This is a genomic window from Vampirovibrio sp. (genome assembly GCF_041737375.1).
Classification (GTDB): domain Bacteria; phylum Cyanobacteriota; class Vampirovibrionia; order Vampirovibrionales; family Vampirovibrionaceae; genus Vampirovibrio.
In genome coordinates, this window is the sequence record NZ_JBGSRV010000009.1 from 1 (window position 1) to 22,767 (window position 22,767).

21 protein-coding genes and 1 tRNA gene are annotated in these 22,767 nt (G+C 51.1%); 10 read left to right on the forward strand and 12 right to left on the reverse strand.

Translation table 11 applies throughout. The features are described from left to right. The 3 genes from ACEW81_RS04625 to ACEW81_RS04635 form a co-directional block, all read right to left on the reverse strand. Nucleotides 1–771 (reverse strand): secretin N-terminal domain-containing protein (locus ACEW81_RS04625; RefSeq protein WP_373531800.1); only part of this gene is annotated, 771 nt, incomplete at its 3' end. A gap of 78 nt (nt 772–849) precedes the next feature. Beyond that, nucleotides 850–2,289, reverse strand: coding sequence for a hypothetical protein (locus ACEW81_RS04630; protein WP_373531801.1), 1,440 nt, complete (start codon nt 2,287–2,289; stop codon nt 850–852). A 307-nt stretch (nt 2,290–2,596) separates the two neighbouring features. Continuing rightward, nucleotides 2,597–2,887, reverse strand: coding sequence for a hypothetical protein (locus ACEW81_RS04635; RefSeq protein WP_373531802.1), 291 nt, complete (start codon nt 2,885–2,887; stop codon nt 2,597–2,599). A 412-nt stretch (nt 2,888–3,299) separates the two neighbouring features. Between ACEW81_RS04635 and pseG the strand changes: the two genes are divergently transcribed. The 3 genes from pseG to ACEW81_RS04650 all read left to right on the forward strand — a co-directional run bounded on the left by pseG (nt 3,300) and on the right by ACEW81_RS04650 (nt 5,378). Beyond that, nucleotides 3,300–4,358, forward strand: coding sequence for a UDP-2,4-diacetamido-2,4,6-trideoxy-beta-L-altropyranose hydrolase (gene pseG, locus ACEW81_RS04640; protein ID WP_373531803.1), 1,059 nt, complete (start codon nt 3,300–3,302; stop codon nt 4,356–4,358). 48 nt (nt 4,359–4,406) lie between these two features. Beyond that, the gene (locus ACEW81_RS04645) at nt 4,407–4,670 is read left to right on the forward strand and encodes a hypothetical protein (protein WP_373531804.1); all 264 of its coding nucleotides are present in this window, start codon (nt 4,407–4,409) and stop codon (nt 4,668–4,670) included. Between the two features lie 87 nt (nt 4,671–4,757). Next, nucleotides 4,758–5,378: a 2OG-Fe(II) oxygenase gene (locus tag ACEW81_RS04650; protein WP_373531805.1), complete on the forward strand. Its 621-nt coding sequence runs from the start codon at nt 4,758–4,760 to the stop codon at nt 5,376–5,378. Nucleotides 5,379–5,410: 32 nt separating this feature from the next. Here ACEW81_RS04650 and ACEW81_RS04655 read toward each other — a convergent pair whose 3' ends face one another. After that, nucleotides 5,411–5,818, reverse strand: a complete 408-nt coding sequence (locus tag ACEW81_RS04655; protein ID WP_373531806.1) for a hypothetical protein — start codon at nt 5,816–5,818, stop codon at nt 5,411–5,413. Between the two features lie 216 nt (nt 5,819–6,034). On the opposite strand from ACEW81_RS04655, the gene ACEW81_RS04660 reads away from it, so the two are divergent. Next, nucleotides 6,035–7,000 carry a DMT family transporter gene (locus ACEW81_RS04660; protein ID WP_373531807.1) on the forward strand — a complete coding sequence of 322 codons (966 nt, stop codon included), beginning with the start codon at nt 6,035–6,037 and terminating at the stop codon, nt 6,998–7,000. After that, nucleotides 6,997–7,539, forward strand: a complete 543-nt coding sequence (locus ACEW81_RS04665) for a GNAT family N-acetyltransferase (protein ID WP_373531808.1) — start codon at nt 6,997–6,999, stop codon at nt 7,537–7,539. Before ACEW81_RS04660 ends, ACEW81_RS04665 begins: the two co-directional genes overlap by 4 nt. A 61-nt stretch (nt 7,540–7,600) precedes the next feature. On the opposite strand, the gene ACEW81_RS04670 is transcribed toward ACEW81_RS04665, so the two are convergent. After that, nucleotides 7,601–8,350: a hypothetical protein gene (locus ACEW81_RS04670; protein WP_373531809.1), complete on the reverse strand. Its 750-nt coding sequence runs from the start codon at nt 8,348–8,350 to the stop codon at nt 7,601–7,603. A 78-nt stretch (nt 8,351–8,428) separates the two neighbouring features. Then, nucleotides 8,429–8,917 carry a hypothetical protein gene (locus tag ACEW81_RS04675; protein ID WP_373531810.1) on the reverse strand — a complete coding sequence of 163 codons (489 nt, stop codon included), beginning with the start codon at nt 8,915–8,917 and terminating at the stop codon, nt 8,429–8,431. A gap of 290 nt (nt 8,918–9,207) precedes the next feature. Between ACEW81_RS04675 and ACEW81_RS04680 the strand changes: the two genes are divergently transcribed. Then, on the forward strand, nt 9,208–9,555 hold the full coding sequence (locus tag ACEW81_RS04680) for a hypothetical protein (RefSeq protein WP_373531811.1): 348 nt from the start codon (nt 9,208–9,210) through the stop codon (nt 9,553–9,555). 133 nt (nt 9,556–9,688) lie between these two features. Here ACEW81_RS04680 and ACEW81_RS04685 read toward each other — a convergent pair whose 3' ends face one another. The 4 genes from ACEW81_RS04685 to ACEW81_RS04705 all read right to left on the reverse strand — a co-directional run bounded on the left by ACEW81_RS04685 (nt 9,689) and on the right by ACEW81_RS04705 (nt 13,524). Continuing rightward, nucleotides 9,689–10,864, reverse strand: a complete 1,176-nt coding sequence (locus ACEW81_RS04685) for a glycosyltransferase (RefSeq protein ID WP_373531812.1) — start codon at nt 10,862–10,864, stop codon at nt 9,689–9,691. 101 nt (nt 10,865–10,965) lie between these two features. Continuing rightward, nucleotides 10,966–11,232 carry a tautomerase family protein gene (locus ACEW81_RS04690; RefSeq protein WP_373531813.1) on the reverse strand — a complete coding sequence of 89 codons (267 nt, stop codon included), beginning with the start codon at nt 11,230–11,232 and terminating at the stop codon, nt 10,966–10,968. Between the two features lie 396 nt (nt 11,233–11,628). Beyond that, nucleotides 11,629–11,710, reverse strand: a tRNA-Ser gene (locus ACEW81_RS04700). Between the two features lie 212 nt (nt 11,711–11,922). Then, entirely contained in the window at nt 11,923–13,524 is a 1,602-nt protein-coding gene (locus ACEW81_RS04705; RefSeq protein WP_373531815.1) for a tetratricopeptide repeat protein, read from the reverse strand. 424 nt (nt 13,525–13,948) lie between these two features. On the opposite strand from ACEW81_RS04705, the gene ACEW81_RS04710 reads away from it, so the two are divergent. The 3 genes from ACEW81_RS04710 to hisS all read left to right on the forward strand — a co-directional run bounded on the left by ACEW81_RS04710 (nt 13,949) and on the right by hisS (nt 16,897). Continuing rightward, nucleotides 13,949–14,704, forward strand: a complete 756-nt coding sequence (locus tag ACEW81_RS04710) for a hypothetical protein (protein ID WP_373531816.1) — start codon at nt 13,949–13,951, stop codon at nt 14,702–14,704. Nucleotides 14,705–14,857: 153 nt separating this feature from the next. Then, nucleotides 14,858–15,616, forward strand: a complete 759-nt coding sequence (gene rph / locus ACEW81_RS04715; protein WP_373531817.1) for a ribonuclease PH — start codon at nt 14,858–14,860, stop codon at nt 15,614–15,616. A 21-nt stretch (nt 15,617–15,637) separates the two neighbouring features. Beyond that, nucleotides 15,638–16,897, forward strand: coding sequence for a histidine--tRNA ligase (hisS, locus tag ACEW81_RS04720; protein ID WP_373531818.1), 1,260 nt, complete (start codon nt 15,638–15,640; stop codon nt 16,895–16,897). Here the strand turns inward: hisS and ACEW81_RS04725 are convergent. Beyond that, nucleotides 16,894–18,600 (reverse strand): hypothetical protein, encoded by a 1,707-nt coding sequence (locus ACEW81_RS04725; protein ID WP_373531819.1) that lies wholly within the window; start codon nt 18,598–18,600, stop codon nt 16,894–16,896. The genes hisS and ACEW81_RS04725 overlap by 4 nt on opposite strands. Before the next feature lie 435 nt (nt 18,601–19,035). Here ACEW81_RS04725 and ACEW81_RS04730 point away from each other — a divergent pair, with 435 nt between their 5' ends. After that, nucleotides 19,036–20,124 carry an alpha/beta hydrolase gene (locus ACEW81_RS04730; protein WP_373531820.1) on the forward strand — a complete coding sequence of 363 codons (1,089 nt, stop codon included), beginning with the start codon at nt 19,036–19,038 and terminating at the stop codon, nt 20,122–20,124. 54 nt (nt 20,125–20,178) lie between these two features. On the opposite strand, the gene ACEW81_RS04735 is transcribed toward ACEW81_RS04730, so the two are convergent. After that, nucleotides 20,179–22,767, reverse strand: coding sequence for a tetratricopeptide repeat protein (locus tag ACEW81_RS04735; RefSeq protein WP_373531821.1), 2,589 nt, complete (start codon nt 22,765–22,767; stop codon nt 20,179–20,181).

Below are 22,767 nucleotides of genomic sequence, written 5' to 3' on the forward strand. Positions count from 1 at the left end.
CCCTGCCGCGCCTACGCTGAATGAGGCTGTGCCATCATTAAATGCGCTACCCGCTAACAAAGTGGCCACATCCAGTGCGTTGGCGTTACTGAGATAAAACGTTTTACTTTGTCTGGGGACATCCATTCTGGAAATGGCGGATTCCCCCAGCGCAATATCCTGCGCGGTGCCCACCAGAATAATACTGTTGGTTCTGGCATCCGCCATGGCCGTTTGAGGCATCATACCACCCGCAGCACCGCCGCCGCCCCCTGCTCCTGTGCCACCAGCGGCACCCATTGGATCGGCATTGGCAAAAATGGAACGGTTCAAAATACTGGCCACCCGAGTGGCGTTGGTATAACTAACCGGAATGATTTTAGAAAGTTGACGCTCCAGGCCCTTTTGCTGAGACATTTGCCGAGAGACGGCCAGGAAGATATTGCCACTTTGCTTCAGTATTTTTAAATCGCCCAGGGCCGCTACCGATTGGACGGCCTGATTAATACTCACTTTGTTCAATTCAACAGTTACCAGCCCGCTCACGGATTCATCCATGACCAGATTGAAGCCGCCCTGCTCTGAAAGGGTGCGAAGCACGGTTCGGATATTTTCGTTGGCTACAGAAATAGAAACCAGTTTACCCCCGTTGGGGATATTCACTGCGCCATCGATAGATGTATTCTGATCCAGTGAAGCTGTTCCCAACCGGGCTTGAGCCATAGCAGGCAAAGGGTAAAGGGTTTGGGTGGCCAGCACTGCGATTAGCAGAGGGGCAAGCGTTAATTTCATGGCTGGTGGCCTCTTTGTTTCAAGGTGTTTAAAACTCAAATGCTCTGGACGTGAAATTTTTTAAGGTGGATGGCTTGATTACTCAGGCTCTTGTAGCCTTGGGCTGGTTTGGCTATTGTTGCCCGTTGATCGAGGACTGTTTGCGGAAGCGGCTGTATCAGGACTGGCCATGCTGCTGGGGTCTTCATTTTTATTGACGGAAACCAATTCCTGATAGGGATTGATTTCCAGTTTTCGGTTGACCCCTTCGGCCCTTAAGGTAAGCCCTGACTTGGAAATGCCTTTTAAATAAATACGTTCTCCCTCCACGTAAAAAGAATCCCCGGTTTTTTTAATCAGGGTTTTTGATTCGCCGGTGCCAGGATCGGTCATTCTGATAACGGCCACCAGATTTTTATTGTTTACATCGCCAATAAAGCCGGTGTACTGCACATCAGCCAGTATGTCCTTTTTTTGCTTGGGATCGTTCAATGCGTTTAGGCCGTTCTCCCCTTCTTGAATCAGTGGGGAAAATGGATCGGGCCTTCCGGTTGGCTCTGTAGACGAACTTTTTAATTCCTTGATGGTGAATGTTTTCATGGGTGTGGCCTGAGCAATTAGCCTTTCCTGGCTTTGCGCCGAGGGCTTGGGCCTGATCAGATGACTTTCTTTTTGCAGGGCCTCAATATTTTTCAGGAAATAAGAATTGGAATGCGTTTGAGGGCGTGTTGGCTGATGGCTGGTAATGGCCCTATCGGGTTCCGCGGCATGAGAAAAGCCGGTTGCTGAAATCCACCAGTAACCCAGTCCCGCATAAACAGAGGCAGCCAAAAGGCAAAGTCCAATGACTCCGGCAACCAGTTTGGGCTGACTCATGGCCTTGGTAACCCAGTTTCCCTGATCAGAAAACAAACCTTCATGGGCGAATTCCTGATTAAAAATGTCTGACAGGTTGTCTGATATCTGGCTGGATTCTAGCCCAGCTTTTAGGCCAGCTTCAAGCATAGTATTAGACACTCCGGGTTGAGGCACTTTTTGTAAGCAATGGGGCTGATCAATCGATCCGTGAGGGGTTTCAAACTCAAGGGCAGGTGTTTGCTGTTTGGACGGACTTGATTGAGAGGCCTTAAAAAAGAAGCGGTTAATTTTTTCTTCAGCAACTTTACGGCCTGTATTGCCAATGGCTGGCGCGGGCAATGTGTGACCCGCCGCACTCAAGCTTGATCTTGCGGGACTCTGGATGGCGTTTTCCTGTTGAGGGTTGAGCCCACTGGACTCACCTGATTTTCGAATAATGGGTTTTTGAAGCGGCTGTCTGGATTGGCGTCTGTTTTCCTCAGCTTGTTGAGGGAGCCATTGGCAGTGTGTATCGCCATTTAAGCGTTTAACCGCTGTTGGCCTGCTGGCATTTAAGCCTGGCAGACTGTTGGAAAATACGCTATGCGCTGAAGCAGCCATGATGGCCCAGTAAGAGGCTCTTAAAGCGTTAATATCAGCATCGCTACTTTCAGATGTAACTGACTCTTGCCGTGTGTTCATGCGCCACATGTCGTCTCCCGGCCTTTCCATATTGCTCCTGAATCGGTTTGTCCGTTATAGGGGTCAATAAAATGCAGAAATATCCGTACTACCCTGCTTTTGCCAGCCAGCACCTGATTAAGGGCTAGCCCACTTCTTTTACACTTATGCTTTACCATAGCGTGTCTGAGTGGCTACAGACTCCTCTATCCGTAGGACTTTGTGTTGGCGGAAAACACAATAGCCATCCGTATTTTCAGAGTATATCGATCGGGAAAACCGATGGATTGACCCGATCATTTGCCCGATCATTTGAAAGAAGAGCCATTTACAGAATGCTGGCTTGCCCGTTTTCCTGAACCTTAATTAATACCCGTTTTCCATTTTTGTTTTGATACTCGAAGCGCCAGCTCTCGTTGGTTGTCCGGGGGGGGATTACGGCGTTCAGTTTCAAGGATTGTCCGTGCGTGGTTTGCAGTATGCTCACCATTTTTTCAGCCTGATTTAGCGCTTGTTGGGAGTTCAGGGTTTGGTGACTATCCAGCCATTGATAAGATCCGTTAATCGCCGCCATGGCCAGCAGGCTAAAAGCCAACAGGGATAAAGTGTCTCTGTTCATATGTTTGGGGGTCTTTCGGGTTGCCTTCGACTCTTTAATTTTGGCGGTTAATCCATGCTGTCCGCTTCGTTTGTTTGGAGGATTAGTGTGTGTTTTACCGTTTGTATGCAAATCTATTTATTAAAGGCCAGAAAGGCACCGACCCAAGCGGTGATGGAATGGCTTTTTTGGCGGCCTTGGCTGGCTAAAAATGGCCTTTCCACTGTTTGAAAAGCGGCTTGTTTTTTTGGGGGTACTGTAGAGGGTAGGCAAGGTTCACAACCGTTTTTTTAAAACGCTGTGAGGGCAATATTGATTGGGTCGGCATCCATAAAAAATAGGGCCAAGCGGGGCCAAAAATGAGGAAAGCACTTACAATAAAAGGCATTACTTTTGTTGAGTTTTTGTTGAATCTGGAAAGCCTGTTTTTTGCATGTCTGACTCCTCAATTTCTATTTTATTTCGGGCGGATGCTTCGGTTGAAACTGGCACCGGGCATATTGTGCGCTGTGTGACCCTGGCAAAACAGTTACAGGCTCAAGGGGCTGTGGTTACTTTCGCCAGCCGAGATTTACCGGGCAATCTCAACCACTGGCTGGCGCAGCAGGGGTTTTCGGTGATTAGCTGGCAAGCGGAATCACCGGTAACCATTCCCGAAAATCTGGCGGCTTATTTGAGTCAGGTCAAACCACGCTGGCTGGTGGTGGATCATTATGGGCTGGATCGGCAATGGGAAGATGGGCTTCGTGCGGATGTTGGAAAAATGCTGGTCATTGACGATCTGGCGAATCGCCCTCATGCGGGTGATGCGTTGCTGGATCAAAATTATTTCGCTCAGCCTCAAACCCGTTATGCTGGATTAATTCCGGCCCACTGTCAGCAGTGGCTGGGGCCTGCTTACGCACTGTTGCGCCAGGAATTCAGTATTCAGCGAAAAGCCCTGTTGGAATTTGGCAAACGTGAAAACAGAGATTTGAAAACACTGCTGGTGTTTTTTGGAGGCAGTGATCCCACGGGTGAAACCGTGTTGGCCCTTCAGGCCTTAAGCGAAATGGCGCTATCGGGTTTAACCATTGAGGTGATCGTAGGGACCAGTAACCCGCGGCGGACAGCAGTTCAGCAGCTTTGCGACACCTTGCCCAATGCCCGCTATTATTGCCAAACTGATCGGATGGCCGAGTTGATGGCCGAAGCGGATTTGGGCATTGTGGCTGGCGGTTCCGCCACCTGGGAACGTTTGTGCGTTGGTTTGCCAGCCTTGGTGATTGCGGTGGCCGAGAACCAGCAAGCCATCAGTCAGCAAGTGGCTAAGGCGGGAGCGCATCTGTATTTGGGCCGGAGTGGTCAGGTATCCAAAGCCCAAATACAGGAAGGGATTACCCGGTTTTTGAAGCATCCAGCCGATTTAATGCCGTTTTCTGAAAAGGCTTTTCAACTGGTAGACGGTTTGGGGGCAAGTCGGGTGGCGGCTTTGATGATGGGGGAGATCTGAATCAATTAATGCGATCGAGGGAGGCTAAACGTTCGGGTTTCAGTCAGTATGTTGGCATCACCTCCTGAGGCGTTTATGTCCCCTTTCAGAAAACCCGGTTTGCATCCGTTGTTGAGGAATCCTTTACAAGGGCTGCTTGCGTTTACCATCCCCCTAACGCCCTTGGTGGGTCATCAACATCCCCTACCCACGGATTTCTCTCAACTGGCCAACCCTGCCAACCAGGGGGTTATTATTGATTTGGAAGCCCCACCGCCCCAACTTGAGCCGGTGCCGCCCCCTGAAATCACACCCCAACCGCTGGACCATTGAGTGTTTCAAAGGCCATTGATTTTCTGCATGGCATTACCTATTTAAGCGCATCAAGTTAATCCTTTAAATCTGGAGTGAAAAAAGAACATGACCACAGATGCTGTTCAACCCCTCTGCGAACGCCCTCGGCTTAGTCTGCTGAAAAACTTTTTATCGGATGAGGAGTGCGACCATTTAATTGAGCGTGCTCGTCCCAAAATTGAGCCATCCACCACGGTGGATCCCGATACCGGCGAGCATATCCAGGTGGAGGCCCGCAGCAGCACCAGTACTTATTTTACACTGGGTGAAACCCCTTTAATCAGCGCTATTGAAGAGCGTATCGCGGCGCTATTAGAGGTGGATGTGGTGAACGGGGAAGGGTTACAGGTGTTGCGCTACGGGGTAGGGCAAGAGTATCAGCCGCATTTTGATTTTTTTGATCCCAATTTAAAAGGAACGCCTATGGTCATTGCGACCGGGGGGCAGCGTCTGGCCACCTGTATTATGTATCTGAGCGCAGTGGAATCCGGGGGGGAAACCCGTTTCCCGGAGGTGGATATTCAGGTAGCGCCGAATAAAGGTGATGCCATTCTGTTTTACAACTTGCTGCCAGATGGAGAAGTGGATCGCCAAAGCTTGCATGCCTCACTGCCGGTTTTGGCGGGGGAAAAATGGGTGGCGACCAAGTGGGTTCGTGAGCGACCTTATCTCTCCAACCCTGATTAGCCTTGCCTTATTGATTTCTGCTCGATTAAGCCTTACCAGTCTCCGTGGATGTTGGGCTGATGTTGTTGACAGGCTTGCTTTAGCAGGCTGTGCAGCCGAGTGCGTGGGGTGACGGTAATGGCATGAGCAGGGCCTGGGATGTTCCCCGACTGGCGGGTGACGACATCGTGGGCTTGCCAGGATTGCAGGGGCGAGCGAAGTTGTCCGGTGCCACAGTCAATTTCATTGAGACTGACCCGATCCCCGGCACCCTGACCAGAGCCAACCATGTTGTAGCGTAATTTGCCGTTTTCGGCTGGGTGAAACGTCGCCGTATCCATATAAAAGCGGCCCCCTGTGGCCAGACTGCTGATTTCCTCAAGTCGGTGTGGCTCGGCCTGAGCAGCGCCCGTTACTGAGACAACCATTAAGGTAAAGGCGAACGCATTACGATAGATCATGGCTTGACTCTCATTCCTGAATCCTCAACATGTGCATTATAGGTCATGTTTTGAGAAGATACTGAGCATAACGCATACCGACCTGGCCCAGAAGCAACTTATAATAGACTTCTGGTTTTATACCCGCATCTCCCCTTGTCATCACTGTCAAACCCAATCAATGATCCTAAGCCCCACTCGATATACTGGAGTCCTGTTTTTGATGGAACCAATTTCATGAGCGAACGATTGAGCGCCTGGAAGCCTTATATGGCCCTTCTGGCAGTTTATGTGATTTGGGGCACCACCACGGGCGCCATTCATTTGGGCGTGACCTCCATTCCCTCTGCGGTGCTGCCTTGCTCTCGTTTTTTATTGGCTGGTAGCCTGCTCACGGCCTTTTGCCTGTTCAAAGGGCAGTCCTTTCCCCGATGGGCCGATTTGAAGACCCATGCTATCGTTGGCTTTCTGTTGTTTTTTGCCGGAAATTCCATTGTGTGCTGGACGGTGAAGTATATGTCCACCGGCTTTGGTAGTGTGTTGGTAGCCACCACCCCCTTGTGGATGACATTGCTTTCCGCCCTGTTACCCCCCAGAGAACGCATTCCGGGGCTTTCTCTTCTGGGCATTTTTATTGGTTTTGGGGGTATGCTGATTTTATTGTCCCCTCAGCTCACCCACTTACGGGAAACCACCGATATTTTCTGGATGTGTATGCTGGGGCTGGCGGTGATGACCTTTTGTTGGGCACTGGGTTCCATTTATGTGCGTAAGCACCCCACTCAGGATTCTTTGCTGATGAGCGTGGGCGTTCAAAATCTGGTGGCCGGGGTGCTGTTATTGCCGGTTTGCTGGCTCACCGTGCCGGACTGGTCAGCCGTCCATCCCACCGGCACTTCAATTAGCGCCTGGTTGTACCTCACCCTGTTTGGCACCATGGTGGCCACGCCCTGTTACTTGTTCGTGCTTAAAGCCTTGCCTGTTTCGGTGTCCAGTACCTTTGCCTATGTAACCCCGGTGTTAACGGTTATTTTTGGCGCTATGTTTCTCAATGAAACCGTAACCCCAACCATGGCGGTTGGGGCGGCAGTAATTTTGTGCGGGGTATCTCTGGTGCAAGTGATGAACCGGCAGCAGTGGGCGGGGAAAAACCGACCCAAAGTATTTAGCCCCGATGAATTGGAGGTTTCTACATCTTCATGAATACAGCGTTGATCATTCGCCCTGTTAAACCCGGTGATAACCCGCAGATACACCGTTTGGTGCTGGCCGTGCTGGAAGAGTTTGGCTGTGTGGGAACCGGGTACGCCTCCTCAGATCCCGAATTGCTGGACATGTTTGGCACCTATCGCTTGCCAAAGGGGCAAAAGCCGGATCGGGGCTATTGGGTCATTGAGGATTTGACCACTGGCCAAGTGCTGGGCGGCGGGGGCTTTTCTCCGTTGAAAGGCTACTCGGGACCAGCCCCCACTTGTGAGCTGCAAAAAGTGTATTTCCACCCCAGCTTGCGGGGGCGCGGCTTTGGCCGTAAACTTCTGGAAACATGCGTACAGGAGGCTGAGCAACGGGGCTATGAAACCATGTATCTGGAAACCATTGAGCGGATGAGCAGTGCCATTGGCTTGTATCAAAAAATGGGCTTTCGGATTTTAACGACCCGGTTGGGACAAACCGGCCATTCGGCCTGCTCTGTCTTTATGAGTCGTCCCCTGCGGCAATTGGCCTTGGTGGGGAGTTGCTAACATAGCCTCACGGGCTTGTTAGGGTCTCCTCTGCCATAGCCTTGGTTCTTACTTTTATTACTTAGGGCTGATTCAGTAAGTGGCGAACGCCTTGGTTGAAGCTCATATCCGCCTTTTTCTGGCGCAGCGCTTCCAGCCGTAGCTTCAGTGGCGGGGTCAGCGGCGATCTGGGATAAGTGATTACAAATTTTTCCAGCTCCTCAATCACGCTTTCAGGCCCTTCACAGGCGGAAGCGCTATTGAGCAACTGATCCTCAATATCCTTAATCAGTAAAAGGTTGGGATCGTTTAGTGCTTGCAGGTATGCCTTGGGATATTGCCGCTTAAACTGGGTCCATCCCCCATACAGGGCAACCAGCTGGCCGGTGCCAAACCGGGTGCATCCGCTCAGATCTTCCAGTTGCTCCATGGTGCTGGGCCAATACCCGTTCAGGGTTTCACTCATTAGCTGGAAGAAGGCCATATCAACCGGTTTGCCCTTTTGGGTGGCCAGGGTCACGAAAAAGTTGGGATCTGGCCCAATGACCAAAATATCATTGCGAATCAGTAGATAACCGGGCAGTTGTTTTCCAATGCTCTTGAACTCATCGTCGTTCAGCACATCCGCTACTTTTAACAGGGCGCTGGCCGCTTCCTGTCCTTTGTTCAGGATAGGCTCCAGATTTTGCCTGCCTTTGGCCTGCTGCCACTGGGTCAGCAAGGTGACATAGGCTTGGGCCAGCCGTTGGGCTTCCTGCGCTTTACCCGGCTCATCTTTTGCGGGTGTTGCTGGCTTTTGCTCGCTTTTGGATTGTTCAGGGCTATTTAGCAAGCCCTTCATTTCTGTGGCTTGAGGGGGCTTGGGTTTTGGCTCCGCTGGGACGACAGGCTCAGTTTTTTTGATTCTTTCCTAAGAACGCGGTTTGGCATTTTTGCCGAATTTTGGCTGAACTTTAGATTCATTGAGTGGGGCTAGGGGCATGGCCAGAGGCAGAGCGACACCGCTCCGCTCAGGGGGTGTTTCCAGCGTGTCTTTTTTTGGCTTTGGGCTAGCCGAGTTGGGAATGGCGTTCTGGATCGGTTTTTCTTGGCTGGCTGCTTTGGAAGTAGGCTGACTCACTGGCAAGGCCGCTGGCTTGGGTGGGCTTGGCTGGGCTTTGGGAGGGTTTACACGTTGGGCGGGCGGCGCACCTGGAACCCCCCGCACCTGAGGGGATGGATCGTCCAGGCTTTGATTCCATAAGCGTTCCAGCGACGCATCGAGTGCGGGGCTTTCCTCAGAGGCATCCTGGGCCATGCTGATTCCCAGGGGCGTCCAGCTAGCCAGTAAACTACCGATGACCGCAATGGAGAGGGAACGGGCCAAAAACCGTGAAAATCCAATAGACAAAGGTTTCATAGGGGAAAAACGATCCATTGATTTAAGTCAGATGGCGTTATTTTAACCAAAGCAAACAGGGAATCCCAGCGGTAAAAACCAACCCGTATTGACGATGAAAAACGGCCTTCCCTTGTCATTACCTGGCTAAAGTCATCGAGCAATTTTTAATTGTTTTTATATTTTTGTAAATAAATATTCAAAACCAGTCCGATTTCTGCAATTCTGAATGAGTTCTATTTTTATATATAGTATCAATAACAATAAAATTGGGTTAGCCACTCAGTTTCTATTTTCAACAGGAGGTCCTTATGGTTTCCGCCGCCACTTCCACGGCCACTGCCGCCGCCGCTCCTTACAGTTTTAACGCAAACGGTATTCCCGGACTAACCGGTGGCTATGCTTATCCTCCTGGCTCAAGCATGACCCAGTTTATGGACAATATTAACGGCATCACCGCCAGCGCCACCCGTGGAGCCGACGGTCAGGATGTGATTTCCTGGGCCAATGGCCTGGCGCAACAAGCAGCGCAACGCAAACAACAGGGTGCCGCTGTTGGACAGCAAAACCCGGCCGTGGGTGGCGCTGCCGGAAATCCCATGGAGCAGATTTTGCAGATGCTGATGATGCTGCTGTCCGGGATGGGGACGCAGCAATAAGCGGCTCCCATATTTACTTTTTTAAACTTCTGGGTTCACGTTCGGCGCTTGCCAATGGATGGGGGGCCTGAACTTTCACCTGACTATTTGTCTTAAATCCCGACCTGCTTTGCCTGTTGGGATTTTTGAGCGTTTAAACCCGGTTGGCTTTTAAGGCGGCCAGTGGATAGTGCGTTCCCCGCCATCGAATGCCATCGTTCATCAGGGTCAGGGCGGTGGCCCGTAAAATAATATAAACCACCAGCAGGGTGGATAAGGGGAAAAACAGCCCGCTCCATCGGTTTAGCCGGTACTTGATCAGGTGATCGAGGCAAAAAATTTGCATCAGCACCAAAATGCTGGCGTAAATCCACCCGGTAATTCCTGTGGTAAAAAACAAGGCGAATACGGGCCACACACTGTATAAAAGTTGAGCGAATACGGCCCCCAAGGCGTAAGGCACACTGTAATTCAGTCCTGCAAAGGCATTTTTCATCAGCCCGTCTATCATTTCCGGTAGAGAATGGTACCATTCCACCTGAATGTACTCGGAGCCGTCGCATAAATCCTGTCGAAATCCTTCGAGCTTAACCCGTTTGCCCAGCTTCATGTCATCATCAGGGCGCAGGGCGATGCTTTGGTGGGTTCCCACGGCATCGTAAACACTTTTTTTAATCAGGTTGAAGGCGCCAATGCCAATAAAATCTTTTCGCTTGGGATCTTTGGCGTTCCAGGGTCTGGAATACATGCAGAAAAACAGGCTGAAGGCCCCCATAAACAGGCTGAGTTCCAAGCTTCTGCAAAGCAGTCCCGGCATGGCGCTCAGGTGATCCAGCGATTGGTGTTGCATAAACTGCACGGCCCGCCGCAATGCGGAAGGTTCAAACACCACATCGGCATCGGTAAACAGCAGTAATTCGCCATTAGCCATGCTGGCTCCTTGCCACAAGGCGTGGTTTTTGCCCAGCCAGCCATGGGGTAAGCTGTGGATATGAACCACCTGAAGGGTGGGGTGGATTTCTGCCAGGCGATCCAAAATAGGGCCGGTTTGATCTTCAGATCGATCGTTCAGCACAATCAGTTCATAGTTTGGGTAATCCAGCTTTAATACCGAATTAAGCGCCGCCTCAATGTCACGCGCCTCATTGCGGGCGGGGATAATCACTGATACGGTGGGAAAATTAGGATGGGCGGCAGCTTCACCTTGGCCAGCTATGGGGATCTGGGATAAGGCGCGGATGCTGCGATTGCCTCGCATAAAACTGATGGTGGTTAGAATATACCCGAGTAATATTACGGCACCCAACCCGGTGACAATCCAGTGTTCCATGCCTTGTTGCGCCTTTTTGTTGCAAGGGATGGGCTTATTATACGACTGGCAAACAGGAAACGGTGGAATGCTCCTCTTTTAGGGTGGGTAGATGAGCCTGCTTATGCCCTGTGAAACAGGCAAGGCTCTGTTTCCTGTAGTAATTTTCCGCCCAGAGCCATGTGATCGCTGTGGTAGGGGGAGAACTGGATGTAGATTTGCTCGGCAGGCTCGCCCGTTAAAATGCGAAGCGCTTCAGTCAGTTCCTCTGCCATGATTTTGCGTTGTTCCTGCGGCATGGGGGCCGAGTAGAGCTTGAGCAACAGCATGACTGTTTCTCCGGGTTCGCCCCTGATGGGCTGTGCGCTAATAATCCCTTGGTTGCTCATTGTAAGCCCTGTTTTCGGCTTTGACCATTGCTCAATAAGACAGGAAGGACGGGTTAGCGCCCTGATGCACTCAGGCTTCTGGCCCTGGAAATACGGCGGGTTCTAGAGATTATTGAAAAATGTTTAGCCAATCTGTCCAGCCAATTGAAGGTGAAATATTTTAGGAATGGCCATGGTGGCAATGAGTCCCAAAATAGCCAAGCCAATGAGTAGCTCTGCCAAGATAAAGCCCTTCGAACGTTTTTTTGGCGTTGGGGAGGAAAGATACGGCGGAAGAGACATGGTATTGCTTTCTGGGTCAAAGGCGAGCATTCAAATATCATTCGGGCCGTTCAAAATGGGGACATCGGCACCGAAAAAGGGTGAACGCCCTGCTCGGCTCTCTATAAAAAAATTCGGAAGTGACAGGAGTCGAACCTGCAACCCCTTGCGGGGCGACCGCTTTCGAGGCGGCTCCCTAACCATTCGGATCACTTCCACGATGAGGGACCAATTAACTATGAAAGAGGCCGTGCTAGACAGTGCGCCTTGGATGCTCTCTAAGCCAAACCCTGTTGTAGATTCCTCAGCGGCTTCATTGCCATGGGCCTTGAAACCAATTGGGGAAAGCAGCCTCTTTTTTTCCGCTATTATACAGAAAAACTGATGACTGGCAAAAGGTTGTGTGGCCTGAGACGTATCAAACGCTGGTTATTCTCTCAGTTCTGTCTCACGGGAATCAAACAGGTTGTGAATGCGGGCGGTCAGCTCATCATGATCCAGATCTTGACTGTAATGATTTAAAGCCTGGGCTTGTTGAAAGCACTGGGCGGCCTCCAGCCGGTTTCCCAAAAAGCTGTAAGCCCGTCCCAGATTGTAATGGGCCAGCGCGTAATTGGGTTCCAGGGCTAGCGCCTGCTGGAATAGCTCAATGGCTCGGTTTACCTGCCCCAGCATGTCCAGATGGATAACCCCCAGGTTGTTAATGGGGATTTCGTAGTGGGCATCCAGGGCAATGGCTTGCTCATAGAAGGCAATGGCCTGCTCCACGTCATTGGCCATCCACCTTAAATAACCCAAATTGGAATACAGTTTGGGACGCTTGGGCGAAAAGCGCAGCGCTTTTCTGTAAATCACTTCGGCGTTCTCAAAGTCATCTTGCTGAAAGTACAACATGCCCAGCTGGATGTAGTTTTCCTCGTCATCAGGATTCAACAGGCAGGCCATTTCATAGTAAGCAATGGCCGATTGGGGGTTAAACAGGTAATCGGCCTGAATATTACCCATACTTTGAGCCACCAGCGCTTTCCACTGGTTATCCTGACCCAGTTGCAGAGCGGTGGCGTAATGGGTCATGGCCTTGGTGTAGTTGCCCATATAATAGCAGGCATTGGCCAAATTACACTGTAAATCCGCGTTATTGGGGGTTAAGGCCAGTAAAGATTCGTAAACCTTCGCCATGGCCGGGTAATCTTCCTGCTCTTCCAGCAGTCGGGCCAAATGGTAGTAGGCGTTAATATAGTCAGGATGCCGGTCGATGGCTTTTTCAAACCAGTAGCGGGCTTCTTCTTGTTTTCCATTTTCCCGGTACAGTTCGCCCACAATCAGGGTAATGGAGGGCAGGCCCGGAAATTGTTGATGCAAGCTCAAGTACCGAAGCAGCGCTTCCTGCGGCATGTTCATTTCTTCTTTTAGCCATGCGTTTAGAATTTGCGGAAATAGAAGCAGCAAATTGCTGAAGGATAGGCGATCCTGAGTAAACGGAAACAAAACCGCGGCACTGCTCAGCCAGTACAGCGCTTTGAAGGCGGTGAACAAAGCGGTGGGTTTTAAGGGCGCGCTCAATAACTGGTTACGCTGAATTTTATACAGGCAAAAGCGGGCAGCCGAACTGGTTAAAGGACTTTTGGCCTGAGCCAGATTATAGTAACCTTCCGCTTTTTTTAAATCGTCATGATGATAAGCCAGAGTCCCCAGCACCAGATAGGTTTCGGCCTGAACAGTGGTCACCGCCTCTTTGCTTAAGCCTGATTGCTGGGGACAAAGTGACAGCGCTCTCAGCGCCGATTGCTCCGCCTTTTGCTCCTGACCCAGCCGTAGAAAGACCTTGGCCATTTTAACGGTCAACTGGGCCGAATCGGGATTTTGCTCCAAGGCCCGCGCGTATTCGTTGAGGGCGGATTGAAGATGGTTGTCCGCTTCTCTGGGGTTGAGATGGTCTTGATAGTGGCGATCTCCCGCCTTCAGGCCCGGATTGGCGCTGGGGCGTGGCGTCAACTTGACGACTCGTTCCTGTCTAACCTGATCCTGCATATTTCGTGTGTCCCTTTACACCTCTGCATGGAAGGTATCGACTTAAAGGGTTGGAAACTTTGGGGATTCAGCCCAAAGCGTTACATATTTTAACTGTTATAGAACGGTTATACCCTTCGACACGATAGTTACCATCCTGTGGCTCTTCTATTTGTGAAGAAATAAAAATAAAAGCATATCTTTAGGAAATAAATGAGATTCCATTGTTTTTATTCAAGTATGAAACAGGCACCGGTGAAAACCACCGGCTCCGTTCAAAAATTTTTCTCCCTCCCTCCCTCCCTCAAACACCTCCCTCACTACTACTAGTCCCTTTTATTTTGGAGCCGCAAGGCTCCTTTTTATTGCGGTTTTTACCCTTGATGCGGCACAAATCCTACAATTGCAGGGTCACTCCCTGAGATTTCTCATTTATAATGAAAGGGTGAAACGAACCGCATTGATAGTGATGGTATTGGGGTTGTTAATCCTGTCGGAAGCGCTGACTTTGCTTGCGACGAACGCAGACGGGCTACCTGCCGGTGAGTTGAAGGGCGCTGTCATCAAAACACGTCCCTCTCCATCCGCTCAGGCCCATCAGGATATTCAGGGTGTTCGGGGCATTCAGGTGGCTGGTGCCGATTTTTATTACCGGCTGGATGAAAAAGCCCGCTTTATAGAATTGAAAAACCAGTGGCAATCGGATCATCGGGGGGAATTGCCCATGCAGCAGGCTCAGGCATTTTCCGAGAAGGCTTATGCCCAATCCAGCGTGGAAGAGGTTTTAAAGGTTTGGCGCTACCATGGCGGTCCCAGTCCCTGGGTGTTTTGCGCCAAGGCCCGCTTGTTTAACGAGGGCGCTGTGGCTTTTTTAAATGTTCCCGCTCACATTAGCTACCGGGCCAAAGTGGGAGAACTCAGGGTCAACTCCGCCACCCAGCTGACCGATTTTAAACACTTGCAACAATCCGCGAAATGGCAGGATATGCCGGGTTCGCATCGAACCAATATTGCGGTAATGGCCCCCGGTGAGGATATTTTGCTGGATTTGGGCCCAGTTCATCTCTTGTCATTTCTGGGTGCCCACCCCAATCGCTGGCCCACGGAAATTGAGGTGACGGTGAGTTCTCCCCGGTTTGCCACCGTGCGTCATCGCCTTCAGCTGACACCCGATCATTTCCTGACCCCTTCCGTGTATTAGGCCAAAGGGCCTTTTGGGGGTGAGTAACCCTTTATGCTCACTGAAAACGAGTGATTGTGGACGCTTCTTCTCGTGGGGGCCATTCTTTTGGTATGATAAATATTCTCCCCATTTGTTGTCCGCAGAAAATTGTTTTTCAGAAAAGGTTCCCCCATGACCACCCGACCGGATCAGCGTCAATCCAATGACTTACGTCCTATTCAGATTACCCGGCACTTTACCAGGCATGCTCACGGCTCGGTTTTGGTCTGTTTCGGGGATACCAAGGTGATTGTGACCGCCACGGTTGAAGAGCGGGTGCCCCGGCATATTCATGTCCTCAGAGAAGAGAGCACCGGCTGGCTGACTGCCGAATATGCCATGTTGCCCGGCGCCACCAATACCCGCACCCAGCGGGATCGCCAGAAAATATCGGGCAGAACGGCTGAAATACAGCGCTTGATTGGCCGCACCTTGCGGGCCAGTGTGGATTTAACCAAAGTCGGTTCCCGCACCATTCATATAGACGCCGATGTGATTCAGGCGGACGGTGGAACCCGTGTAGCCGCCATTACTGGTGGGTATGTGGCCCTGGTGGATTGTCTGAACAAACTGGTGGCCGATGGCATGTTGCAGGCTTTGCCGCCCTTAAACCCCATTGCCGCCGTGAGCGTGGGCATGGTGGCGGGAAATGCGGTTTTGGATTTGAATTACGACGAGGATTCAACCGCCGAGGTAGATGCCAATATCGTAATGAACGCCGAAGGGCAATTGATCGAGCTTCAGCTCAGTAGCGAACGCTCTCCCTTAACCCGTGCCCAGCTGGATAGCCTTGTGGATTTGGCCTCAGAAGGCATTCAAAAACTGTTTCAGGCCCAGCAGGATGCTTTGGCGGATACAAGCGGCTCTCAAAAATCAATGGAACTGGTTTAAAGAGGAGGGAACGCGTTGACCATGGCCACCCCTCCTTCTAAACTTCGTAAAGTAGTGATTCAGCGCCCCAAGGGGACTCAAGATCTTTTTGGGGACGAGTCCGCCCGCTGGGAGGCTGTGGAAGCTTTATGCCGCCTGCAGTTTAAAAACGCGGGCTATCAGGAGATTCGCACTCCAGCTTTTGAGCATACCGAGCTGTTTGAGCGTGGGGTGGGCGAAGCCACCGACATTGTGAACAAAGAAATGTACACCTTTGAAAAAAGCGAGCGTCGTCTTTCCTTACGCCCGGAAGGGACTGCCGGGGTGGTTCGCTCCTTTATTGAGCAAGGCATGGGGCGCTGGCCCAAGCCGGTGAAGCTGTACTATATGGGGCCCATGTTTCGTTACGAGCGCCCACAGGCGGGTCGTCAGCGTCAGTTTCATCAGGTGGGCGTTGAGCTGTTTGGTCTGGATACCCCCGCTTCTGACGCAGAAGTGATTTTAATGGCCATGCGCCTTTTTGAAAGTTTGGGACTCCCTAATCTGTCTTTGCAAATCAACAATATTGGCACTGCGGCTTGTCGGGAAACCTTCAAGGCGGGCCTGAAGGTGAGGGTGCAGCCTTATCTATCCCAGCTTTGCGCCGATTGCCAAACCCGTTATGACAGCAATCCGCTGCGCATGCTGGATTGTAAAAACACGGCGTGTCAGTCTATCTACGGCTTGCCTGATATTCAACAGTTTTTGCAGACCGACTTTACCTCAGAAGCCTGCCAAGCGCATTTTGCCCAGTTGCTGAGCATTCTGGATGCCCTGAAGGTTCCTTATCAACGTAATTTTATGCTGGTACGGGGGCTGGATTACTACACCAAAACGGTGTTTGAGATTACCTCCACCAATCTTGGGGCGCAAAACGCGGTGTGTGGCGGCGGGCGCTACAACACTTTGGTAGAAGATTTGGGTGGGCCTGAAACCCCGGCCATTGGCTGGGCCTTGGGCTTGGAGCGTTTGATGTCGCTGGTGGGAGCGCTGCCGGTAAAACCCCTGGATTACTATATTGTGACCGATCAACATGCCGCTGCCTTCGATTTGGCGGAGCAGTTGCGGGCTCAGCATCACAGAGTGGAAGTGGATCTGTCCGGCAAGGGCTTTGGCAAGCAACTGGAACGCGCGGCCAAGTTAAACGCCACTCAGGTTCTCATTCTGGGGGAGGCGGAAGCCAAAAATGGCGAAGTGCAGCTTAAAATTCTGGCTACCAAGGCCCAAAGCGTGGTGCCTTATAGTCAGCTGTTTGAGCGTTAACCCTGTTTCAAGTAAGTGAGCAAACATTGCACCTGAATGACTTTGATTCCTTTGCTCACAAACGGAATACAAGCCTTAGGTGCCTGATTGAGCAGGTAATCGCTGGGTTTAGGACGCTTTAAACGGTTGAAAAACGCTGGTTCAAAGGCGTAGTAGTAGCGATCTGGCAGCTCGCTTAGGCGTGGCTCACTAAAATCGATGGATTGAGCCACTATGTAATCCACACCGCTTTTGGCGGCAAAATCGGCCAGAACATGAGGGGTCGTGGCGTAATAGGCCAGCAAAAACGCCTTCCAGCGGTGTTTGATTTGCTGAAAATACCGTTGATGAAAGGGAATATAGGCTTCATTGCTGATAAAAACGCTGCGGTAGGCATAAAGCGGAATATTACTGGCCAACCCCGGAGAGGCCGCAATTATGCTCTGCTTGGAGGTGGTTTTTAAGTACTGGTACAGGGCTTTTTCGCTGGGTTTGGAATTCATCAGATCGGCCCGCCAGAAAAAACTGGTGAGGATCAGGCAAAGCAAGGCCAAAGCGATGTAGGGCCATTGCTTTTTAGCCCCCCCGTAACGCTGCAATTGGTAAATGAGTGTTCCCACCATAAAGGTGGGGATCAGGGGGAAGGTGTACTGTAGATAGCGTTCTGGCACATAAAAATAAAACAGAAACACCCAGGCCAGCGCATACAGAATGGCCGAGCTGATTAAGAGCCTCCATATTTGCGCAGGAATGAGCAACGGCCCCCAGCGGGCTTTGCCAAAACGATGGTAGAGGCCAATTAACAGCAGAAACACAGCGGTGGGAATTAGAATGTAAAGGTGCGGCACTCTTTCCAGTATTTGCCCTAAAAACTGGAGGGGGGCAGGCCAGATTTCCGAAAAATTGCCCCAGGGAAACAACACGATACGCCCCCCAAGGGTGAAGTCTCGGAGGCCATCGGTGGATTGATTGGTGCTGAGGTTTCCAAACAAAGAGGGATCGGTGCCTGCGTTTGCGGTGCGCCAGAACAAAAGCCCCAGACTGGCCAGAAAGCTAACCAGCAGGCAGCTTACTCGTTTTTTGAAATCCTGATCCTTGCCGTAATGGTAAATGGTTTCAATCAATAACAAAATCAGGGATAAAAAGAAGGCCGGAGGGTAAATCAGGGCGCTGGCAATCAGGCCCAGAGCAAGTGTTATCCAGTTTTTTCGGATGAGTTGCCAAAGCGTAAAAAACAGCAGGGGATAAATAAAGGCCCGAGACAGCCCCCCGGCCATGTTTTTAAATATCCAGATAGAACAATTGAAGGCAAAGCAAACCCAAAAGGCGTAGGTGGTATCCCGAAAGTTTCGGGCGAACTGGAACAGGAAAAAAGTAGCCAGCACCACCAGAGGGAACGGCATGATTTGGGAGAGTTGCAAGGGGTTTAGCCATGGCCCTGCCCAGTGATAAATGCCGGACAGCACCGGAGAAATTAATAAAGGCTGGGCGAAATACTGGGCAATGTAATCGTGAAGGAACAAACCGGGATCCGTAATGGGGGCCATCCAGTAAATCTGGTTGCGAAGGTCATCGTTAACGGCGGCGGGGTCGCTAAAAATGCGACGTTCAACCCACAGGGCCACCAAAAGGCTAAACAGCAACGCCCCTCCCAGCAGATAGCGAGAGGACGTGATTTTTTCTGGGTGCTGTGGCACTGGACGCTCTGGCGATTGGCTGGTCATAAAATAGGGTCCTCAAGCCAATGAAGGGTGTCGTGGTGGGAAGGTGAGTCGAGGTTTTCAGCATTACCACGTTAACCCCATGACATTCCCCCCATTGTGATTCACGGGCTTGCTTTTTGCAAAGCCTGGTTCCCGGCGAGTGTGGAAGGTGGTCCAAACGCAAAAAAAAATAGGACTTCGCTTTTATATGAGTGACGGTTTCCGTTTTTGAGTTCCCAAATCGGTGGGTAACAGTGTTCGGTGCGTAGTTTGATCCCTTCTTCCCTATTTCAGAACCGACAGGCTCCTTCAGGGCCTTTCCGTTCAGTGGGGATGCCGGGGCCTGTTCATAGTGCAAGGCACCCGATTGATGGGGGTGGCTGGCACCAGCAGGGTTTACAATCCTCGCAGCCCGCTTTTGGCCATGGGGGGCCACGGTTTGGCAGGCCGAAACTATTGCAGCGATTAACCGAACATCTGCCGGTTCCCCTGCGGCGCTGGTCGTTGAATGGGGTGTTAACCCTGCGTTACGCGGTAGATGTGGTTAAAATGTTTAGTAGCTTGTGCGTGTGGGCGCTGGTATTTATTCCCTTGCCCCGGTTTATGGGCGGAACGGCCAAACGCATTGAAAAATTCAGCGCCAATCGCTTTTTAAAGGGGCCTCAGGAAAAGCCGGATGCCCAGTTTCTAAAAGACAAGACCTTGCGCTCCATTATTGAAAACAAAAATGAACACTTCATCAACATCCAGCAAGTGCTTAAAGAAAATCAGGCCAGCGCGTTAAAGGGCAGATTCAAAGCAGATCCCTTACTGGATGATATCACGGTTCACGCTTGGCATATTCCGGCACCCGCCGGGCGTCCCACGGTTATTCTGCACCACGGGCGTGGCAGCAATATTATGCACCTTGAGCCAGTGATGCGCACGTTTCGGGATCAAAAAATGGGGATTATTGTTTATGATTACCCCGGTTTTGGGCGCAGTGGGGGCGCTCCCAGCCCAGAGGCGCTGTATAAGTCCGGGCTGGCGGTTAGTTTGTATGCCAAGCAGCGAATGGGGGCTAAAATTCCGGTGAAGGACCAGATTATTCTGGGAAATTCTCTGGGCAGTATTGTGGCCGCCAATACCGCCCATGCTCTGGAACTGCTGGGGGAAGTGGCCCCTAAAGCCTTGGTGCTGGCCAATCCATTGCCTTCGCTTAAAAAAGTGTTTGTCCATAACCGGGATCGCTTCAAACTGGGCTGGCTGTTTAACGAAAAGCGCATGACCCTGGATCTGGATGCCGAAGCCCCCTTAAAAAAGCTGACTCACACGCCGGTTCAGATTATTCGGGGCAAACAGGATCAATATATTCCCATGGCTCAGGTGGATCAAATGTTTCGCCAAATTGGAAAGCCGGAGGGGCAATCGCTTGCCCCCTATTATGAAAACGGGGCGCATTTGGACAAGACCCTGCTGGGCGAAACCCATCACCGGTTGAAAGATCGGGATTATCCCTTGTTGGCCGCACAAATCGATCGCTTCATTCAGCGCACGGCGGTTTAAACGCATCGCCGCTCTTTTGTTGCTCTTTTATTTAAGGGGCTTTGTGGGGGCTCATCAGGCTTTGAGTTTTTGCATGTAGGTTCTGATGGTTTCCGCATTGCGAGCGTTGGGAGAGAGTTGCAGGTATTTTTCAAGATGGGTGACTGCCTGAGCGTTATCGCCCAGCTTTGAAAAAATCAATCCCACGTTATAGTGTGCTTCGGCAAAGCCGGGACGGGCCTGAATGGCTTCCAGATACTTGTTGCGAGCTTCTTCCAGTTTGTTTTCAGCGTTGTACAGGTTTCCCAGGTTAAACAACACCTCACTGTCCTTGGGATTGATGGTTAAGGCCAGTTTAAACACAGACTCAGCCTCGGCGATGTTTCCCACTTTTTTAAGAGAGGTGGCGTAATTGTTCAGCACACTGAGCGGAATGGCCCGTGTAAAGGCTTGATTGGCCGCATCAGCCTGATCGTTGAGCAGGTAGACTTTTCCAAGCTGGTTATAAGCGTCCCGATCTCCGGGATTGCGTTGCAAGTAGCGCCTCAGCACATCAATGGCCTCGCCGTACTGTTTATCTTCAGCCAGGGCAATGCTGTAATCGGTGGCATACTTGGCGTTGTCCGCATCCAGTAGCAACGCTTCCTTAAATTTGGATAGCGCCATTTCAATTTTCTTTTCGCTTAAAGCGGTTTTTGCCAAATTGTAATCCCGCTCGGCCTGAGTGTTGGTTGAGGTTGTCCGGTTCACCGGGGTGGCGCTGATGGTTTCTTTCAGCGCTTTATTTTCCTGGCGCAGGGCGCTCAGTTGCTGGTTCAGGTTGTCTAGCGCTGGTTGCTGTCCAGCGTCTGGTTTGCTAATGGTTCCGGGTTTGGTTTTGGTGCTGGCTAATTTAAGAGATTCTTTGGCCTGGGCCGCTTCCTGCAATGCTTGGCTGTACTTGAGTTTTAGGCTTGATAAATCGCTCTGCAAGGTGTTGAGCTGACTTTCCAACTGCTCGGCCTTTTGAGTGCTGTTGCCGTTTTGCTGTTGCGCCATTTTCAGGCTGTCCAGATCATCCTGCAAGGTTTGTTTTTCACGGTTCAGCAGGGCGATGGTCTGCTTATCAGCGGCGCTTCCTTTGTTGCTGGCCGTGGATCGCTTCAGGCTTTCCAGCTCCGCTTTGGCGTTGGCCAGTTCCTTTTGGGTTGCGCTGTTGCTCTGGGTGCCTTTTTTTAACTGAGCGATTTCCGCTTGCAGAGCGGACACCTGCTCTTTGGATGCGCCATCCATCCCTGCCTGCACCGTGTTGACCTGATTGCGGAGGTAGGCGATTTCCTTGTTCTGCTCGTTAATGGTGCGGATAGCATCACTTAAAGAGCCTTGGGCCACCGTTAACTGTTTACGCAAGGTTTGAAATTCTGTATCGGAAACAGCGGAAGTGCTTTTGGCGTTGGTGGTATTTTTTTGCAAATCGGCTTTCAAGCGGGTGATATTGGCGTTGAGATCCTGATTTTCCTGGGTTAAGCGATCCAGTTGGGTTTTGTTGGCCGCTACTGCCGTGTTTTTTTGCAGATCGGCTTTCAAACGGGTGATATTGGCGTTGAGATCCTGATTTTCCTGCGTTAAGCGCTCTAGCTGGGTTTTGTTGGCCGAGAAGCTAGCGGTTTGGTTGGCTTGGGTTTCCAGCCTTGATCGGAGCGTTTGGTTTTCCTGTGCCAGTTTGTCATAGCGCCGGTTTATTTCAGCCAGTGATTGTTTCATCTCATCAACGCTGGTGCCTTTGGGCCTGGAAAGCGCAGCGCTTAACTGAGTATTCAGAGACTGATTGTCGCTTTTCAGTCTGGCAATTTCAGCTTGTTGACTGCTGAGTGCCGGATCAGGGCGCTGATTTTCCAAACGCAGGCTATTCAACTGGCTTTGTAAATTGGCGTTTTCACTGCTCAGGCGATCTACATCCGCTTTTAAACGATTTTGTTCTTCCCGGTTTTTTTCCAGGCCGGACAAGTGATTGTTTTGAGATTGCTCGGCGTTATTCAGTCGAGATTTGAGGTACTGGTTTTCTTGCACCAGATTTTCGTACTTGCTATTGAGAACCGACAGGGTTCGGCGTAAATCTTCCTCAGAAAAAGTGTTTTGCCCATAGACGGGAGGGGTAGGACCCGATTGCTGATTGCTTGCTATGGCGGGTTCCTGGGGCGGATTGAGCCGAGAGAGCGAGGGAGGCTGCGCATAATTGCTATACCCATTATTGGCTGATTCATTGAAGGCCAGCTCAATTTGAGAACCCTGATTTCTAACCAGCCGCACGGTTCCCGGATCGCCTTGAATATCAATTAAAATTCGCACAATGGGCCGACCATTGCCTGCGTACTGGTTGACCGTTACATTTTTGAGGGTCGGCATTTGGCGAGATAAAGCGTGAAGCAGTTGCACGTCTCGGGGCAGCTCGGTGCCAATTTCGGCGTTGTCCAAATCAATGATAATGCGTTTGTGACCCGCCACGTTCAAGGTGTTTACCACGGCCCTCAGGCTACCAGCAGCATTGATCTGAAAGTGGCGACTGGCGGCATTATACTGGATGGCTTGAACCCGTCCATCCGCCGCCCAGACTGGAGAAACCAGACAAAGCAAGGCCAGCCCAGTAACGCTTGCCAGGGAGATATGCCGGGAAAGTGACACCAT

What these genes read in the sequence shown, in the direction of transcription:
- rph (WP_373531817.1), top strand. Translation starts at nt 14,858, where the DNA reads ATGACCACCCGACCGGATCAGCGTCAATCCAATGACTTACGTCCTATT.
- ACEW81_RS04660 (WP_373531807.1), top strand. Translation starts at nt 6,035, where the DNA reads ATGAGCGAACGATTGAGCGCCTGGAAGCCTTATATGGCCCTTCTGGCA.
- ACEW81_RS04690 (WP_373531813.1), bottom strand. Translation starts at nt 11,232, where the DNA reads ATGAGCAACCAAGGGATTATTAGCGCACAGCCCATCAGGGGCGAACCC.
- ACEW81_RS04685 (WP_373531812.1), bottom strand. Translation starts at nt 10,864, where the DNA reads ATGGAACACTGGATTGTCACCGGGTTGGGTGCCGTAATATTACTCGGG.
- pseG (WP_373531803.1), top strand. Translation starts at nt 3,300, where the DNA reads ATGTCTGACTCCTCAATTTCTATTTTATTTCGGGCGGATGCTTCGGTT.
- ACEW81_RS04635 (WP_373531802.1), bottom strand. Translation starts at nt 2,887, where the DNA reads ATGAACAGAGACACTTTATCCCTGTTGGCTTTTAGCCTGCTGGCCATG.
- ACEW81_RS04675 (WP_373531810.1), bottom strand. Translation starts at nt 8,917, where the DNA reads ATGAAACCTTTGTCTATTGGATTTTCACGGTTTTTGGCCCGTTCCCTC.
- ACEW81_RS04645 (WP_373531804.1), top strand. Translation starts at nt 4,407, where the DNA reads ATGTTGGCATCACCTCCTGAGGCGTTTATGTCCCCTTTCAGAAAACCC.
- ACEW81_RS04650 (WP_373531805.1), top strand. Translation starts at nt 4,758, where the DNA reads ATGACCACAGATGCTGTTCAACCCCTCTGCGAACGCCCTCGGCTTAGT.
- ACEW81_RS04665 (WP_373531808.1), top strand. Translation starts at nt 6,997, where the DNA reads ATGAATACAGCGTTGATCATTCGCCCTGTTAAACCCGGTGATAACCCG.
- ACEW81_RS04725 (WP_373531819.1), bottom strand. Translation starts at nt 18,600, where the DNA reads ATGACCAGCCAATCGCCAGAGCGTCCAGTGCCACAGCACCCAGAAAAA.
- ACEW81_RS04680 (WP_373531811.1), top strand. Translation starts at nt 9,208, where the DNA reads ATGGTTTCCGCCGCCACTTCCACGGCCACTGCCGCCGCCGCTCCTTAC.
- ACEW81_RS04735 (WP_373531821.1), bottom strand. Translation starts at nt 22,767, where the DNA reads ATGGTGTCACTTTCCCGGCATATCTCCCTGGCAAGCGTTACTGGGCTG.
- ACEW81_RS04630 (WP_373531801.1), bottom strand. Translation starts at nt 2,289, where the DNA reads ATGAACACACGGCAAGAGTCAGTTACATCTGAAAGTAGCGATGCTGAT.
- hisS (WP_373531818.1), top strand. Translation starts at nt 15,638, where the DNA reads ATGGCCACCCCTCCTTCTAAACTTCGTAAAGTAGTGATTCAGCGCCCC.
- ACEW81_RS04705 (WP_373531815.1), bottom strand. Translation starts at nt 13,524, where the DNA reads ATGCAGGATCAGGTTAGACAGGAACGAGTCGTCAAGTTGACGCCACGC.
- ACEW81_RS04655 (WP_373531806.1), bottom strand. Translation starts at nt 5,818, where the DNA reads ATGATCTATCGTAATGCGTTCGCCTTTACCTTAATGGTTGTCTCAGTA.